13 protein-coding genes are annotated in these 14,664 nt (G+C 73.7%); 11 read left to right on the top strand and 2 right to left on the bottom strand.

Features of this window, described 5'->3' with window-relative positions; genetic code table 11:
- Positions 1-6: 6 nt before the first annotated feature.
- Genes SM793_RS11430 through SM793_RS11450 form a run of 5 tightly spaced genes read left to right on the top strand, consistent with a single transcriptional unit; the run spans position 7 to position 5,797 of the window.
- A complete protein-coding gene (locus SM793_RS11430; protein ID WP_320437994.1) occupies positions 7-1,026 on the top strand; it encodes an isopenicillin N synthase family dioxygenase in 1,020 nt (339 codons plus the stop codon).
- Entirely contained in the window at positions 1,023-1,958 is a 936-nt protein-coding gene (locus tag SM793_RS11435; protein ID WP_320437995.1) for an NAD-dependent epimerase/dehydratase family protein, read from the top strand. Before SM793_RS11430 ends, SM793_RS11435 begins: the two co-directional genes overlap by 4 nt.
- The gene (locus SM793_RS11440) at positions 1,955-3,175 is read left to right on the top strand and encodes a cytochrome P450 (RefSeq protein ID WP_320437996.1); all 1,221 of its coding nucleotides are present in this window, start codon (positions 1,955-1,957) and stop codon (positions 3,173-3,175) included. The genes SM793_RS11435 and SM793_RS11440 overlap by 4 nt, the downstream gene beginning before the upstream one ends.
- Before the next feature lie 59 nt (positions 3,176-3,234).
- Positions 3,235-4,842, top strand: a complete 1,608-nt coding sequence (locus tag SM793_RS11445; RefSeq protein ID WP_320437997.1) for a condensation domain-containing protein — start codon at positions 3,235-3,237, stop codon at positions 4,840-4,842.
- The gene (locus SM793_RS11450; RefSeq protein ID WP_320437998.1) at positions 4,832-5,797 is read left to right on the top strand and encodes a hypothetical protein; all 966 of its coding nucleotides are present in this window, start codon (positions 4,832-4,834) and stop codon (positions 5,795-5,797) included. The genes SM793_RS11445 and SM793_RS11450 overlap by 11 nt, the downstream gene beginning before the upstream one ends.
- Here SM793_RS11450 and SM793_RS11455 read toward each other — a convergent pair.
- Positions 5,757-6,839 carry a LacI family DNA-binding transcriptional regulator gene (locus tag SM793_RS11455; RefSeq protein ID WP_320437999.1) on the bottom strand — a complete coding sequence of 361 codons (1,083 nt, stop codon included), beginning with the start codon at positions 6,837-6,839 and terminating at the stop codon, positions 5,757-5,759. The genes SM793_RS11450 and SM793_RS11455 overlap by 41 nt on opposite strands.
- 258 nt (positions 6,840-7,097) lie before the next feature.
- On the opposite strand from SM793_RS11455, the gene SM793_RS11460 reads away from it, so the two are divergent.
- Positions 7,098-7,370: a phosphopantetheine-binding protein gene (locus tag SM793_RS11460; RefSeq protein WP_320438000.1), complete on the top strand. Its 273-nt coding sequence runs from the start codon at positions 7,098-7,100 to the stop codon at positions 7,368-7,370.
- Between the two features lie 5 nt (positions 7,371-7,375).
- Positions 7,376-9,052 (top strand): amino acid adenylation domain-containing protein, encoded by a 1,677-nt coding sequence (locus SM793_RS11465; protein WP_320438001.1) that lies wholly within the window; start codon positions 7,376-7,378, stop codon positions 9,050-9,052.
- A gap of 62 nt (positions 9,053-9,114) precedes the next feature.
- On the opposite strand, the gene SM793_RS11470 is transcribed toward SM793_RS11465, so the two are convergent.
- Entirely contained in the window at positions 9,115-9,240 is a 126-nt protein-coding gene (locus SM793_RS11470; RefSeq protein WP_320438002.1) for a hypothetical protein, read from the bottom strand.
- A 362-nt stretch (positions 9,241-9,602) separates the two neighbouring features.
- Here SM793_RS11470 and SM793_RS11475 point away from each other — a divergent pair, with 362 nt between their 5' ends.
- Genes SM793_RS11475 through SM793_RS11490 form a run of 4 tightly spaced genes read left to right on the top strand, consistent with a single transcriptional unit; the run spans position 9,603 to position 14,659 of the window.
- On the top strand, positions 9,603-10,406 hold the full coding sequence (locus tag SM793_RS11475) for an SDR family oxidoreductase (protein WP_320438003.1): 804 nt from the start codon (positions 9,603-9,605) through the stop codon (positions 10,404-10,406).
- Positions 10,406-11,434, top strand: coding sequence for a MupA/Atu3671 family FMN-dependent luciferase-like monooxygenase (locus tag SM793_RS11480; protein ID WP_320438004.1), 1,029 nt, complete (start codon positions 10,406-10,408; stop codon positions 11,432-11,434). Before SM793_RS11475 ends, SM793_RS11480 begins: the two co-directional genes overlap by 1 nt.
- A gap of 58 nt (positions 11,435-11,492) precedes the next feature.
- Positions 11,493-14,120 (top strand): beta-ketoacyl synthase N-terminal-like domain-containing protein, encoded by a 2,628-nt coding sequence (locus tag SM793_RS11485; RefSeq protein WP_320438005.1) that lies wholly within the window; start codon positions 11,493-11,495, stop codon positions 14,118-14,120.
- Complete coding sequence (locus SM793_RS11490) at positions 14,117-14,659, top strand: hypothetical protein (protein WP_320438006.1); 543 nt, start codon at positions 14,117-14,119, stop codon at positions 14,657-14,659. Before SM793_RS11485 ends, SM793_RS11490 begins: the two co-directional genes overlap by 4 nt.
- Positions 14,660-14,664: the final 5 nt, after the last annotated feature.

The raw sequence follows: 14,664 nt of genomic DNA on the forward strand, positions 1-14,664 counted from the left end.
TCGGACATGGAGATCAGTACAGGGAACAGCCGGCCGGCCGACGCCCCCGCGGGCGAGGGCCCCATCGCCGTCCTCGACCTGGCGCAGGCGCACGACCCGGCGGGCCGGGCTCGGCTGGCCACCCGGATCCGGGAGGTCTGCGAGGACCTCGGCGCCTTCCTCGTCGTCGGGCACGGCATCCCCGACCAGGTGGTGACCGGGGTCCGCGACGCGGCCGCCGCGCTGTTCAGCGACCCCGAACGGTTCGCCGCCGAGCTCGCGGTCGACCCCGACGACCCCTTGCAGCGCGGCCTGGTGGCCGGCCGGATCGAGCCGCTGCTGGCCTTCACCGTGAACAGCCTCGGCGAGTCGGGCCGGGCCGCCCGCCTGCCGGAGGACGTCTCGGCGGCCCTGACCGCGCCGAACAAGTGGCCGCGGATCCCGGGCTTCGCCGCGGCATACCGCGCCTACCTGGCCGAAGTGCGGCGGCTCGCCGATCAGTTGATGGAACTGTTCGCTCTCTCGCTCGACCTCCCCGAGGACTGGTTCCGGTCCGGCTTCACACCCGACATGTCGGGGCTGAGCGCCAACTGGTACCCGGCCCCCGCACCGGGCGGCACCTCGGGCCTGCTCAAACTCGCGCACCGGGACTGGAGTTCGCTGACCGTGCTACACCGGGACCAGGCCGCCACCGGGCTGCAGGTCCTGGACCGCGACGGGACCTGGCACGAGGTGCCGCTGGTCCCGGGGGCGTTCGTGATCAACGTCGGCGACCTCATGGCGCACTGGACAGGCGGGCGTTGGCACAGCACCGTCCACCGGGTGGCCAGCCCGCCGGCCGACCACCCCACCGGCGACCGCTTCTCGCTCGCCTACTTCCACCAGCCGGGCCCGGCCACGATCGTCACCCCGCTGGCGGGACCGGGCGACCCGGTGGGCGGGCACGCGTACCGCCGGGTCCGGGTCGACGACTACTTCGCGGCCAAGCGCCGCCTCGCGCGCGCCTACGAGCGGCTGGTGGCCTCCTCCGACAGGCGGCGGCCATGAGCGGGGAGCTGCTCCTGGTCACCGGCGGTGCCGGCTTCATCGGCAGCCACCTCGTCGAGGCGCTGCTGCGCGACCGCCCCGAGGCGCTCGTGGTGTCCGTGGACTCGTACGCCACCGGGTCCACGGAGAACCACACCGACGATCCCCGGGCGCGCTACCTGACCGGGGAGACCGGGGAACTCGGCCGCCTCTGGGCCGAGAACGGCCTGCTCTCCCCCGGCACGGTCTTCCACCTGGGCGAGTACTCCCGCGTCGACAGCTCCTTCGACGACCTCGACCTGGTGTGGCGGTCCAACCTGCACGGCACCAAGGAGGTCGTCGACTTCTGCCGCCGGCACGGCGCCCGGCTGGTCTATGCCGGGTCGAGCACGAGGTTCGGCCAACCACCCCACGACGAGCACTCAAGCCCGTACGCGTGGATGAAGGCGAAGAACGTCGAGTACATCCGCAACACCGCCCGCTGGTACGAACTCGACTACGTCATCACGTACTTCTACAATGTGTACGGACCACGGCAGATCCGTCAGGGACCGTATGCGACGGTCATCGGCGTCTTCGAGGAGCAGCGGCGCCGGGGCGTCGACCTGACCGTCGTCGAACCCGGGTCCCAGCTGCGCGACTTCACCCACGTGGACGACATCGTCTCCGGGCTGCTGGTGTGCGCCGCCCGCGGTGCGGGGGACGGCTACCTGCTTGGCCGCGGCGAGGAGCACCGGATCATCGACGTCGCCCGGATGTTCGGCGGCCCGGTGTGCATGATCCCGGCCCGCCGCGGCGACCGCGTGCGCAGCGCGTCGGACTTCTCGAAGGCCCGCGCCCTGGGCTGGACCCCGACGATCCGGCTGCGCGACTACATCTCCAGGCTCGACCACCCGGATCCCCGGCCCGGGCCCGGCACGGCCACAGAACTCGACCGAGGAGCGTGCGAGTGAGCATCACCGAGAGCACCGAAGCACCGGCCACCTGCCCGGTGCGGTTCCCCGCCGCGCGGGAGAACCCCGTCGCCCCGCCCGGCGCCTACCGCCCCGAGGGCCACGACGGCGGACCGATCGAGGTCGACCTGGCCTACGGGGGCCGGGCCTGGCTGGTCACCCGGCACGCCGACGTGCGGGCGCTGTTCGGCAACCACCGGTTGAGCTCGGACGCCACCGTCGAGGGCTACCCGCAGATCCCGCTCGCCTACGGCCGGCAGCGTCCCGGCGTGTTCCTCTCGATGGACCCGCCGGAGCACGAGCGCGTCCGCAACCTGCTGAGCCGGGAGTTCAGCGCCGCCGCGGTGGCCGCCCGCCGGCCGGCCGTCGAGCAGCTGGTGGACCGGCTGCTTGACCGGTTCACCGCGGACGGCCGCCGCTCGGGCGACCTGGTCAAGGAGTTCGCCGACCTGCTGCCCTGCTACGTCTCCGGCTACCTCTACGGCGTCACCGACGACTACGAGGGCTTCGTACGGCAGTGCATCAACGCCCGGGCCACCCACGACGGGTCGCTGGCCAAGCGGCTGGTCGCGGGAGAGCGGATGCGGCGCTTCCTCAGCGAGCTGCTGGACGCACGGGACCGGGAGCCCGGCGACGACCTGCTCTCCCGGCTGCTCGCCAACGCGCGCACCGCCGGCCTCGGCCGGGACGACGTGGTCGGCGTGGCCACCCTGCTGCTCGCGGCCAGCCTGGACGCCACCGCGGCCGTCACCTCGATGACGGTCCTGGCAGTGCTGCGGGAGCCGGCGCTGACGGAACGACTGCGAACGGACCCGCGCCGCTGGGCCGCCGCCGCGGTCGAGGAGAGCCTGCGGTACTGGACGGTGATCCAGCACGGTCCGGTGCGCGCCGTCACCGAGGACATCGAGCTGGCCGGCCGGACGCTGCGCAAGGGCGAGTTCGTCATTCTCCACCTGCACTCGGCGAACTGGGACCGGGCGGTCTTCCGGCACCCCGAGCAGTTCGACATCGACCGCCCCACCAACCCGCACCTGAGCTTCGGCCACGGCATCCACCGCTGCCTGGGCGGGGGCCTCGGCGCCCTGGAGGCGACCATCGCCCTGGAGCGGATCTTCACCGCGCTGCCCGACCTGCGGCTCGACGTCGCCGAGGACGACCTGGCCTACCGTCACGACGACCTCGTCTACGGGGTCCGCGGCCTCCCGGTCGCGTGGTGACCGGGGCCATGGGCCCGCCGGCGGACGGCGCCACCGGCGGAGTCGAGCGGAGCGGGCCAATGACGCTCGGTCAACTCGCCCAGCTGGCCGAGCTCGAAGAGATCGCTGACCGCGCACCCGATCGCACCTGGACCCGGGTCCTCGCGATGCGCTGGCCGCTGCCGGATCGGGTCTCGCCGGAGACGGTGCGCGAGGCGCTGCGGATCCTGGTGCGGCGGCACGAAGTGCTGCGCAGCACCTTCACCCGCGACGCCTCGGGAGCACCCGTTCAGCTGGTGCATCGCCCCGGCCGAGAGCGGATCACCCTGCGGGACCTCCCGCCCGGGGCGGGCGAGGAGTGGTCGGCCGCCCTGGCCGACCGGGCCTGCCACCGGCCGATGAACGTGGCGGCCGAGCCCCCGGTCGAGTTCGAGGTGCTCAGCGACCGCGCGGCCACCCGCGAGGTGCTGGCGGTCCTCCACCACGTGGTCGCCGACCTGCGGACCAGCCAACTGCTGCACCGGCAGCTGGTGGAGCTCGTCGAGGCCCTGCGGGACGGCGCGCCACCGCCCGTGCCGGGCCCGGTGACGCAGCCGATCGAGACCGCCCTCGCCCAGTGGGCCGGCGCCGGCCGGAGTACCGGGCTGGCGCGCTGGCGCGAGGTGCTCCGGGCCGCACCGCCCAGCCAACTGCCCGTGCTGGACGACCGGCGCCGCGGCAGCAGCTACACCGCGACCTTCACGTCCCTGAGCCTGTACGGCTCGGTGAAGGTGCTGGCGGACCGTCACCACCTGCTCCCCGCACAGGTGCTGCTGGGGCTCTACAGCTTCGTCATGGGCCGCTACACCGGCCTGGACACCTGCGTGATCTGCGTGATCAGCTCCAACCGGTTCGCCTACCCGGCGGCCGTGCACTGCTGCGCGCTGCGCTACCCGTGTGCCGTGGCGGTACCGCGCGAAGCCGAGGAGGCCGCCCTGATGGCGGCGGCTCGCGCGGCCACCGGCGGGCTGCTGCGCAACTGCGACCACGACGTCCGGGAGCTGCGGGCCCTGTTGGAGGAGCACCAGCGCAGCACGGGCGGCAACACCCGGTTCCGGCTGGAGTACAACTACATGGTGCTGGAGCCGTTCCCCGGTGCGCCGGCCCGGGATCGGACGGAGCCGGCGCAGCGGCCTGTGGAGCGGTTCCGCAGCGACCCCACCGACCCGGCCGACCCGGCGCTCAGCTACCTGCTCGCCGTCCCGGACGCCGCCGCGGGCCTGATGATCCTGGAGCTGGAGTCGAACGAGGCCGTCATCCCGCTGCCCGCTGCCCGGGACCTGCTGGCCGGTCTGGAGTCCCTCGCCCGGGAGCTGGCCGAGGGCGTCCCGCACGGCTGGTCCGACCAGGTGGCGAACGCCCGGCGCCGAGGACCGGTCGGCACCGACCTGGTGCGGTACCGCAACGGCGTGGTCGACGCGTCGCGTGTCGCGCGGGCGGTGGCGGCCGAGCTGGGCCTTCCGGACGGCGTCCGGGTGCTGGTCAGGGGGCGCGGGTCGGACCGGGAACGCCTGGTGGCGCTGCTCCCGGTCGAGCTGCGCCCCACCGAACTCGACGCGCTGGTCGACCGGTTGCACCACCGGACCCGCAGCGACCCGGCACTGGTCGTACCCGTCGAGTTCGTTCGGGAGGCGAACCGTGCACCCTGACACCCGTCCGGCCGTCGCGGTCGAGCGGGCCCGCCTGGTCCCGGACCGGTACCGGACCTTCATCGCCGAGGCCTCCCACGACGCCCCGGTGTTCGGCCTCCAGGACGCACTGCTCCAGGAGCTCCTCGACCTCGGGCTCCCGCACGAACGGCGCGACGGGCGGCTGTTCCTCGACCCGATGGACCTGGAGAACACCACCAACCTGCTCGGCCTGCCCTCGCCGTACCGCAGTGCCCTGGAGCTCTGGGCCAGGTCGATGCGCGCCCCCACCGCGCTGACCGGGAGCCGCTACGAGGTCACCCTGCGCTGGACCTGCCCGGCCCCCGGGCACGCCGCCCGCTGCCGCTTCGTCCCGGCCACGCCGGCCCTGGCCGGGGCGGTCCCCGGAGACGGTTCGCTCACCGTGCGGGTGGACACCCCGGACAGCTGGCACGACTTCGGCGCGGCTATCGAACCGCTGGTGGCCGCGGCCGCGGAGCTGACCTTCCACAAGGTCCGCTGGCCGCTCGCCGGCGACCCCGGTTTCGTCCGGGAGACCGGGCTGGCCGAGTGCCGGCTGGCCACCCGGTGCCTGCTGCGGGTGGCCGAGGAGGCGGGCATCGCGACCCGCCCGGCCTGCGGCTTCTTCCTGGGTCTGCCGTTCCCGGCCCCGCACTCCTGGCTGGAGGTCCGCACCGGGGACGGCTGGCCCGCCGCGGACCCGTTCTTCCTGGCCACACTGCACGGGTGGGGCGTGCTGGACCCGCAGGACTGGCCGGTCCGCGGTTCGCCGCGCCAACTCCTGTGGCGGACCGGAGCGGAGTTCTGCTCGCACGTCCCGCTGCTCACCCACGACGGGCGGCCCGCCGCGGTGCGGGTGACGGCGCGGCGCACCGGGCGGCTGCACCGGCCGGGTCCGGCGGGCCGGGGCGGGGTCAGTCCGGGACCGTCGCCGTGCCTGCCGTCGATGCCCTGACCACGAGTTCGGGACGGACCACGGACACCCTCGGCTCGCGATCGGACGGCCCGAACTCGGCCGCGACCAGCCGGACCGCCTCGGCGCCGAGGCTCCGCTTGTCCACGTACAGGGTGGTCAGCGCGGGCTCCACGAGTTCGGCCAGCCCCAGGCCGTCGAAACCGGCGACGGCGCAGTCGTCCGGCACCGACCGGCCGAGCGCACGCAGCCCGCGCATCGCACCGACCGCGACGATGTCGTTGTAGGCCAGCACCGCCGTGACGCCCGGCCGCTCCTCGGCCAACCGGGCGACGGCGCGCTCCCCACCGGGGACCGAGTTGGCTGCGCGCTGCAGGCACTCGGGGTCCGCGGCGAGTCCGGCCTCCCGAAGCAGGTCGAGCATGATCTGCCCGCGCGGGCTGACAGTGCCGCCCGGCTCGGCCGGCCGGCCGGCGTCCAGTATCCCGATCTCGCGGTGGCCGAGCCCGACCAGGTGACGGATCGCCGCGGCCAGACCGCTGCCGAGGTCGATATCCACCCGGTTGACCGCGGCCGCCGCGCTGCCCGAGCCTTCATAGCCGAACAGGGCGAACGGAATCCCGATCTCCGTCGCCCGGCGCACCGACTCGTCGAACTCCAGATAGCCCACGAACGCGTCGGCCTGACCGGCGAACAGGTCCAGACCCACCTGCTCGCCCTCGGGCGTGGCACCGGTCTGCTGGATGACGACGTGCCAGCCCCGCTCCGCGGCGGACTCCAGAATGCCGTTCGCCACCTCGGGGAAGAACGGATTGGTGATGTTGGGCAGCAGCAGGCCGAGGGTGACGGTCTCCTGCCGCACCATGGCGCGCGCGAAGCGGTTCGGGCGGTAGCCGAGCGACCTGGCGACGTCGAGCACCCGCTGCCGCGTGGCCGGGTCGATCTCGCCCTTGTCGTTGGTCGCACGGGAGACCGTCTGCCGGGACACTCCGGCCGCCCGCGCCACGTCCTCGATGGTGACGCGCCGAGCGGTCGGCTCGAAAACTCCCGCACGCGAAGTCTTCAACTGGGGCGAACTCTCCAACTGGAACTCCTGGCGAGCGGCCGGACACCGCCCCTCTGGCACTGGCTGCGACGTCGTCGACGCAGCACCAGCATACGCGGCCGGCCATTCCCTCCGTGGCCGCCCTCGAATCCCGAACTACGCCCACGAACGGACTGACTGACAGTTGTTGACAACCTTTCAGGGCATCGGTGAGACTCTGGTTCACGTGAACGCTCACGTGAACGCTCTCAAATTCCTGTCCTGCTCGGCTGCACCGCTCAGAGACGAGGTATCGCAGTGACGTTGGAAGCGGACACCACCCCGCCGTGGGACCCGGCGTTCGAGGAGCTACTCCGGACCACCCTGGTGGACCTGCCGACCGGGCCCGCGCTGCACGCCGACCTCGACCTCCCGGCGGCCGGCCTCGACTCGATGCGCATGGTGGTGCTGCTGAGCCGGATCGAGGAGCGGTACGGGCTGGTCCTCCCCGACGAGTACCTGGCCATGGAGACCTTCGCGAGCCCCGGGGCGCTCTGGCAGGCGCTGGTGGCCGCCGGCGGGCAGGGCTGAGGCCGGTGCGGCCCGAACTCCCCGACGCCCCCCGGCCGCCGGCCCGTGCCCTGGCCCGGCTGCCGCTGCACCCGGGCACCCTCGACGCGGCCCGGGCGAGGGCGCTGCGCTCACCGCTCCCCCGGACCGACCCCTCGACCGGCGTCTGGGCCCACGTGCGGGAGTGGGCGGAGCGGGACCCGGACCGGGTGGCCGCCGTGTCGGACGCCGGGACCACCACGTACCGGCAACTCGCGCACCGGGTCGATCAGTTGCGGGCGGCCCTGACGGCCGGGTCCTGCACCCCCGGGAGCCGGGTCGCCGTGGCCGGTCCCCGCAGCACCGACACCATCGCGGCGTTCCTCGCCATCGAGAGCCTGGGCGCGGCCTACCTCCCGCTCGCCCCCGACTGGCCGCAGGCCCGGGCCGAGGCGGTGCTCCGCACCGCCGGGCCGCACTGCGTGCTGGTGCCCGACACGGCCGACGCCACGTCGGTGACCGCCGCCCGTGCGGCGGCCGGCGCCGCCGTCCCCCTGCTGGTGTTCCCGCCGCCCGCCGCCGCGCAGCCGGGCGAGCGACTCGCACCGGCGCGGGTGGCCGCGGGCGACGAGCCCCGCTACGTCATCCACACCTCCGGGAGCACAGGCGGCCCGAAGGGCGTGATCGTCGACCAGCTCGGGATGCTGAACAACCTGTGGTTCCTGGTCGGCCGGTTGCAGCTGACCGGCGCGGACCGGGTGGCCTTCACCGCCCCGCCGGCCTTCGTGATCTCGGTGTGGCAGATGCTCGCGCCGCTGCTGGTCGGCGCCACGGTCGTGATCGTCACGGACGCCGACCAGCGGTTCGCCCGGCGCCTGGCGTCGACGGTCGAGCGCACCGGGGTCACTGTCCTGGAGCTGGTGCCGACCGCGATCGACTGGACCGTGCAGGAGGCCGCGCGGCGCGGTGCAGGCCGGGAGTTCGCACGGCTGCGCTGCCTCGTCTCGACCGGCGAGCGGCTCGACCCCGGGATCGCCGGCGCCGCCCTGCGGCTGCTCCCGCACGTCGAGCTCTTCAACGCCTACGGGGCGACGGAGTGTTCGGACGACGTGGTGCTCCACCGGATCACCGCCGACGACCTGGCCGCACCGCTGCTGCCGGTGGGGCGACCGGCTCCCGGCGTCGTCCTCTACCTCCTGGTCCACGAGGACGGCGCGTGGCGCGCCGCGGAACCCGGCGAGGCGGGCGAGCTCTGGGTCGGCGGCGACGCCGTCAGCGCGGGCTACCTGCACGATCCGGAGCGCACCGCGGCGGCCTTCTACGCAGACGGGTTCGACCTGGCCTCGCGCACCGGGCGGCTCTACCGCACCGGCGACCTCGCGCGGTTCGCCGACGGGATCGCCCACTGCCTCGGCCGGACCGACCGGCAGGTCAAGATCGGCGGGGTCCGGATCGAACTGGACGAGGTCGAGGCGGCCCTCTCGGCCCTCCCCGGCGTGCTCGGGTGCGCCGTCCTGGCGGAGGTCCAGGACGGTACGGCGGGGCTCGTCGCGTTCTTCGTCGCGGCACCGGGGGTTTCGCGCGATACGGCGTCCGACGCCCTGCGCGCCGCCCTGCCCGCGGCATTCGTTCCGCGCCGCTGGGTACGGCTGGATTCCCTTCCGGCCAATGGCAGCGGAAAGGTCGACCGGCTCGCACTACGCAGCCTGGCCGGAGCCCCGTGAACTCCTTGGCCTCGCCAATTCCGAGGCCTCGCCGATGTCGATGACAGGCGCGCCGGTCACCACTACGGCTTCCCCATGGTGAACTTGCGGTCGTCGGCCTGCTCCAGCTCGGTGATCCAAGCCTCGAAGTCCGCGGTCTCCTCGACGGTCAGCGCCGTCCGGGTCTCCTCGACGAGTGCGACAGACATTTCTTCCACCCCCCTTCTCCTCGAAGTTAGGATCGAGATAAGCAGTTCGTTCCTGAATTGCAAGGATTGATTCGGGGCCGCCGGCCGAGCCGCTTCAGGTATTTCGGGCCAATGACCCGCGGCATGTCACGCGATGCGGGCCATCGACAGGACGACCCCGATCATCTATCGTGACTTCCGGCCCCGGGCGAGCCGCGCGAAGGGGAATTTCCGGAATGCCGCAACTACGGGACAATCGGAATTTCCGTGCCGGATTCCCGGATTCCCGTGGTCGAATCGCATCCCGCAGCACGCGCCGCCGAGGCAGGCGGACCGCCGGCCTCCGGGGTGCGCCGCACGGGTGACTCGGAAGGGTGGAGAAGGTGACGGGTGCGAAGGACGTCGAGGAGACCGGGGTCGGCCGGCCGGGGGCACAGCGCCCGGCGCCGGCGCCGCTGACCGGCAAGTCCGCCCTGGTGACCGGTGGTTCGCGCGGTGTCGGCCGCGGGATCGTCGAGCGCCTGGTCCGTGACGGCGCGGTGGTGGTGGTCGGCTTCCGCCAGGACGCGGACGCGGCCGCGGCGTTGGCGGCCCGCCTGGCAGCAGCGGGCGGCCTGGTCCACCCCGTCCGGGCCGACCTGACCCGGCCCGGCGCGGTGGCGCGCCTCTTCGCCGAGGCCGAGGACCTCACCGGCGGGATCAACATCCTGGTGAACAACGCCGGCACCATGCTCCGGGGCAAGTTCGCCGACACCACGGAGGAGGACTTCGACCGGATCATGGCACTCAACGTCAAGGCTCCGTTCCTGGCCATACAGCAGGCCGCCCACCGGCTCCGGGACGGCGGGCGCATCGTCAACATCTCCTCCACCGCCACCGCGCTGGCACACCCTTCGCAAGCCGCCTACTCGGCGAGCAAGGCGGCACTCGACCAGTTGACCAGGGTCGCGGCGAAGGAGTTCGCCCGGCGCGGCATCACCGTCAACACCGTGTCGCCCGGCGGCGTGGAGACCGCGGAGGTGACGGCCGGCGTTCGCCCCGAGGTGCTGCAGCAGTGGCGCCGGGCGAGCGCCTTCGGCCGGCTCGGGCTGCCGCAGGACATCGCCGACGTGGTCGGCTTCCTGGTCGGCCCCGACGCGCGGTGGCTGTCCGGCCAGAACCTGCAGGCCGCGGGCGGGGCGGTCTGATGGCGGCGGACCGGGGCGAGCGCTCGCTGGGACTGTACTTCTTCTCCGCCCTGCAGGACGACGCCGCCGACGACGCCGCGGGCTACCGGCTGCTGCTCGACGCGGCACGGGCCGCCGACGACGCGGGGCTCGACTTCCTCTGGCTCCCCGAGCGCCACTTCACGCCGTTCGGCGGTGCCCACCCGAACCCGTCCGTGGTGGCGGCCGCGGTGGCGGTGGCCACCCGGCGGATCCGGATCCGCGCGGGCAGCGTGGTGCTCCCGCTGCACGATCCGCTCCGAGTGGCGGAGGAGTGGGCGGTGGTGGACAACCTGTCGGGCGGGCGGGTGGAGATCGCCTCGGCCGCCGGCTGGAACCCGCGGGACTTCGTGCTGTCGCCGCAGGCCTACCAGGACCGAGCCGCGCTGGCCGACGAGAACCTGCGGACCGTGCGCGAGCTGTGGGCCGGCGGTGAGGTGCTCCGCACCGGCCCGCTCGGCGAACGGTACGCCGTGCGCTCCTACCCGCGACCGGTCCAGGCCGTGCTGCCCCACTGGGTCACCGCCGCCGGCAGCCCCGAGACCTTCGAGTACGCCGGCCGGATCGGCGCCGGAGTCCTAACCGGTTACGGCGCGTTCACCACCGCCCAGCTCACGGAGCGGATAGCGCGCTACCGTGCCGCCTTCGCGGAGCACCACGGCGGGACGGGCCGGGTGTCGGTGATGGCGCACGCCGCCATCGGGACCTCGGGGCAGCAGATCCGCAGCGAGGCCGAGCAGCCGCTCCGCCGCTACCTGGCCAGCTACGCGAGCCAGCAGGAGGCCCGCAGCGACCAGCGGACGGTCGACAAGGGCCTGGACTTCGCGGTGCAGCGCTACCTGCGGGGCCGGTCGCTGATCGGCGACCGGGAGGAGGCGCTCGCGGTCCTGCACAGCGCCTTCGCCGCCGGCGCCGACGAGGTGGCCTGCCTGGTCGACTTCGGCGTGCCGCGGCGGACCGTGCTCGACACCGTCGACGAACTCGCCGCGATCCGGGCCACCCTGCGCTGACCCGAGCCCCGCACCGTGTCCGGCAGGGCCGTGACCGTGCCGAGAGGAAAGGACCACCATGCCCCGCGAATCCCGAGCCGCCAACCCGGTCGAACCCGGGCAGCCGCTGCCGCTCCCGTCGGTGCGGTCGTACGTGCGAGAGGTCGTGGCGGCCGTAGTCGGCGGCGCGGCGGCGGACCTGACCGGCCCCGACGCACTGCGGGAGCTGGACATGGACTCGCTCACCCGGCTGAACATCACCCTTCGGTTCGACCAGGACCTCGGCGACATCCCGACCACCCTCATGTTCGAACACCAGACCGTCGACGACCTGGCCCGCTACCTCCTCGCCGAGCGCGCCGACGGCCTGCGCCGAGTGCTCCCGCCGCCGCCCGGACCGAGCCGAACGCCGGACCGCCCGCGCCCGGAGCCGGCCGTTGCCGTGGACACCCCGGCGACCGGGTCCGCCAGGTCCACCGGGTCCGCCGGGTCCGCCGACGACATCGCGGTGATCGCGGTGACCGGGCGCTACCCGGGCGCGCCCGACCTGGAGACGCTCTGGCGGAACCTGCGGGACGGCGTGTCCAGTATCGGCGAGGTGCCAGCGGACCGCTGGGACTGGCGCGAGTTCGCCGACCCGCCCCCCGGACAGCCCGGCCCGAGCCGCGGCCGCTGGGGCGCCTTCATCGACGGGGTGACCGAGTTCGACGCCGAGTTCTTCAACATCCTGCCGGTCGACGCGGTGAACACGGACCCCCAGGAGCGGCTCTTCCTCCAGACCTGCTTCCACCTCCTGGAGCAGGCCGGCCAGTTGGGCCCGACCACGCACGAACCCTCGACCGGTGTCTTCGTCGGGACGATGAACGCCACCTACGGCCGGATCGGTGCCACCGCCTGGCCGTCCGGCCGACTGACCGGGGCCAACTCCGCGCCGTGGTCGATCGCCAACCGGGTCTCCTACTTCTTCGACCTGCACGGCCCGAGTTTCGCGGTCGACTCGGCCTGCTCCTCCTCGCTCACCGCCGTCCACCTCGCGGTGCAGAGCCTGCGCAGCGGGGAGTGCCGCACAGCGATCGTCGGCGGGGTGAACCTGATCCTCCACCCCGCGCACCTGGCCGGCCTCTCCGCGGCGGGCATGCTCTCCTCCGACGAGGCCTGCAAGGTCTTCGACGCGGCCGCCGACGGATACGTGCCGGGTGAGGGGGTCGGAGCCGCGCTGCTCAAGCCCCTCGCCGCGGCGGTGGCGGACGGCGACCGCATCTGGGGCGTGATCAAGGGCACCGCGCTCAACGCGGCCGGCCGGACCTCGGGCTACGCGGTGCCCAACCCGGCCCGGCAGGCGGAGGTGGTGGCCGCCGCGCTGCAGGCCGCCGGGGTCACGCCGGGATCCGTCTCCTACGTCGAAGCCCACGGCACCGGAACCGAGTTGGGCGACCCGCTGGAGGCGGCCGGGCTGGTCCGGGCGCTCACCCCGGACCGGGCACCGCAGGCCCCGTGCGCCGTCGGCTCGATCAAGGCCAACATCGGGCACCTCGAGGGAGCCGCCGGCATCGCCGGCCTGACGAAGGTCCTGCTACAGCTGAAGCATCGCCAGATTGCCCCGAACGCACAGGTGGCGACCCTCAACCCGAAGATCGTCGAGTCCTCGGTGCTGCGCTTCCCGCGCGCCCTGGAGGACTGGCCGGCCGACGGCCCGCGGCGGGCCGGGGTGAGCTCCTTCGGCGCAGGTGGCGCCAACGTCCATCTGGTCGTGGAGGAGTACCTGTCCGTACCCCCGGATCCGACGGGCGAGCCGGCCGAGCCCGCCGAGTCGGCTCACCTGGTACTGCTCTCCGCCCGCACAGAACCCCAACTACGGCATCTGGCAGCCGCGTTAGCCCGGCAGTTGGCGGATTCCGGCCAGCCGGACGACCTTGCGGCGCTGGCGCACAGCACCCAGACCGGACGCCGGGAGCTCCCGGTGCGACTGGCCGTGACCGCCGCCGACACGGCCTCGGTCCGAGCAGCCCTGACCGCCTTCGCCGACGGTGACCGGACCCCTTCGGTCCGCACCGGCCGTCTGCACCCGGACCGCGCCCCCGGCGAGCTGCTGGACGACGAGGACGGGCAGACGTACGTCGACTCCCTGCTGGCGAAGCGCCGGCTCGGCAGGCTCGCGGACCTGTGGGTGGACGGCACCCCGATCGACTGGCCCCGGCTCTGGGCCGGCCGGCCGCCCGCCCGGGTCGAGCTGCCTCCCTACCCGTTCGAGCCGGTGCACTACTGGGTCCAGGCCGCCCGGGAGCCCGCGCGGACCACCGATCTCCAGGCCGCCGCCCCGGCGGCGGTGCCGACCGCCCGCACCGCGCCGAGCGGGCCGGGCGGGACCGACGGCCGGGCCGGAACCGAGGGCCGCCGTGCGCTGGTCGAGAGCGACCTGCGGCTCGCGGCCTGCGGCTTCCTGCTGATCGACCCCGCCGACGTCGACCTGTCGGCCGACCTGATGGAGCTGGGCTTCGACTCCGTTTCCCTGGTCCAGCTGACCGGCCGGATCGGTGACACGTACGGCGTGGAGGTGGAACCGGTGGTGGTGTTCGACCACCCGACGCTGGCCGACCTCGGCCGCCTCCTGCTGACGGGCTTCGCCGACGCGGTCGACGCTCGCCACCGGAAGCTGACCGACGGGACGGCGGACGCCGCGCCGGCCGACGGGGACGAGCAGCCGTGACGGTCCAGGCAACCGCCCAGGTGGTGGAGCGAACCCGGTGGATCCCGGACCGGTACCGGGACTTCGAGGTCCCGTCCGACATGGTGCTGACGGTCTACCAGGTCCCCCGGCCGCTGCTGGACGAACTGCTGGAACTCGGCTTCCCGCACCGCCACCGGGACGGGGAGCGCTGGTTCGACGTCTTCGACCTGGAGAACCTGACCGACGCGCTGGAGTTCAACGCGCCCACCTGGCTGCTGATGCGGGCGCTGGGCCACACCTACGACCGGGACCTCGGCCGGTTCGACGACGCGTACCACCTCCAAGTGACGGGTCCGTTGCCCGGATCCGGGCCACCCCGGCGACTGCGAGTCCGGCCCCGGCCGGCTACTCCTCCCCGCGCCTGCGGAGGCGGACGGCCTCCACCGGACGTCACCGGGGCCGTCGTGCGGCGAGACACGCTGCCGCCGACGAGTACCACTTCGACGACTCGCTGCTCCCGCTCGCGCGCAGCGCGGGCCACTTGCCCGTCAGCGCGTTCGACGTCGATGGCGGTCTGAACGTC

Origin of the sequence: Kitasatospora purpeofusca (assembly GCF_034043715.1) — a bacterium.
GTDB lineage: Bacteria > Actinomycetota > Actinomycetes > Streptomycetales > Streptomycetaceae > Kitasatospora > Kitasatospora purpeofusca_A.

Bases quoted from the DNA above. Each gene is read 5' to 3' on its own strand.
- SM793_RS11485 (WP_320438005.1), top strand. From the start codon at position 11,493: ATGCCCCGCGAATCCCGAGCCGCCAACCCGGTCGAACCCGGGCAGCCG.
- SM793_RS11470 (WP_320438002.1), bottom strand. From the start codon at position 9,240: ATGTCTGTCGCACTCGTCGAGGAGACCCGGACGGCGCTGACCGTCGAG.
- SM793_RS11445 (WP_320437997.1), top strand. From the start codon at position 3,235: ATGACGCTCGGTCAACTCGCCCAGCTGGCCGAGCTCGAAGAGATCGCT.
- SM793_RS11480 (WP_320438004.1), top strand. From the start codon at position 10,406: ATGGCGGCGGACCGGGGCGAGCGCTCGCTGGGACTGTACTTCTTCTCC.
- SM793_RS11430 (WP_320437994.1), top strand. From the start codon at position 7: ATGGAGATCAGTACAGGGAACAGCCGGCCGGCCGACGCCCCCGCGGGC.
- SM793_RS11435 (WP_320437995.1), top strand. From the start codon at position 1,023: ATGAGCGGGGAGCTGCTCCTGGTCACCGGCGGTGCCGGCTTCATCGGC.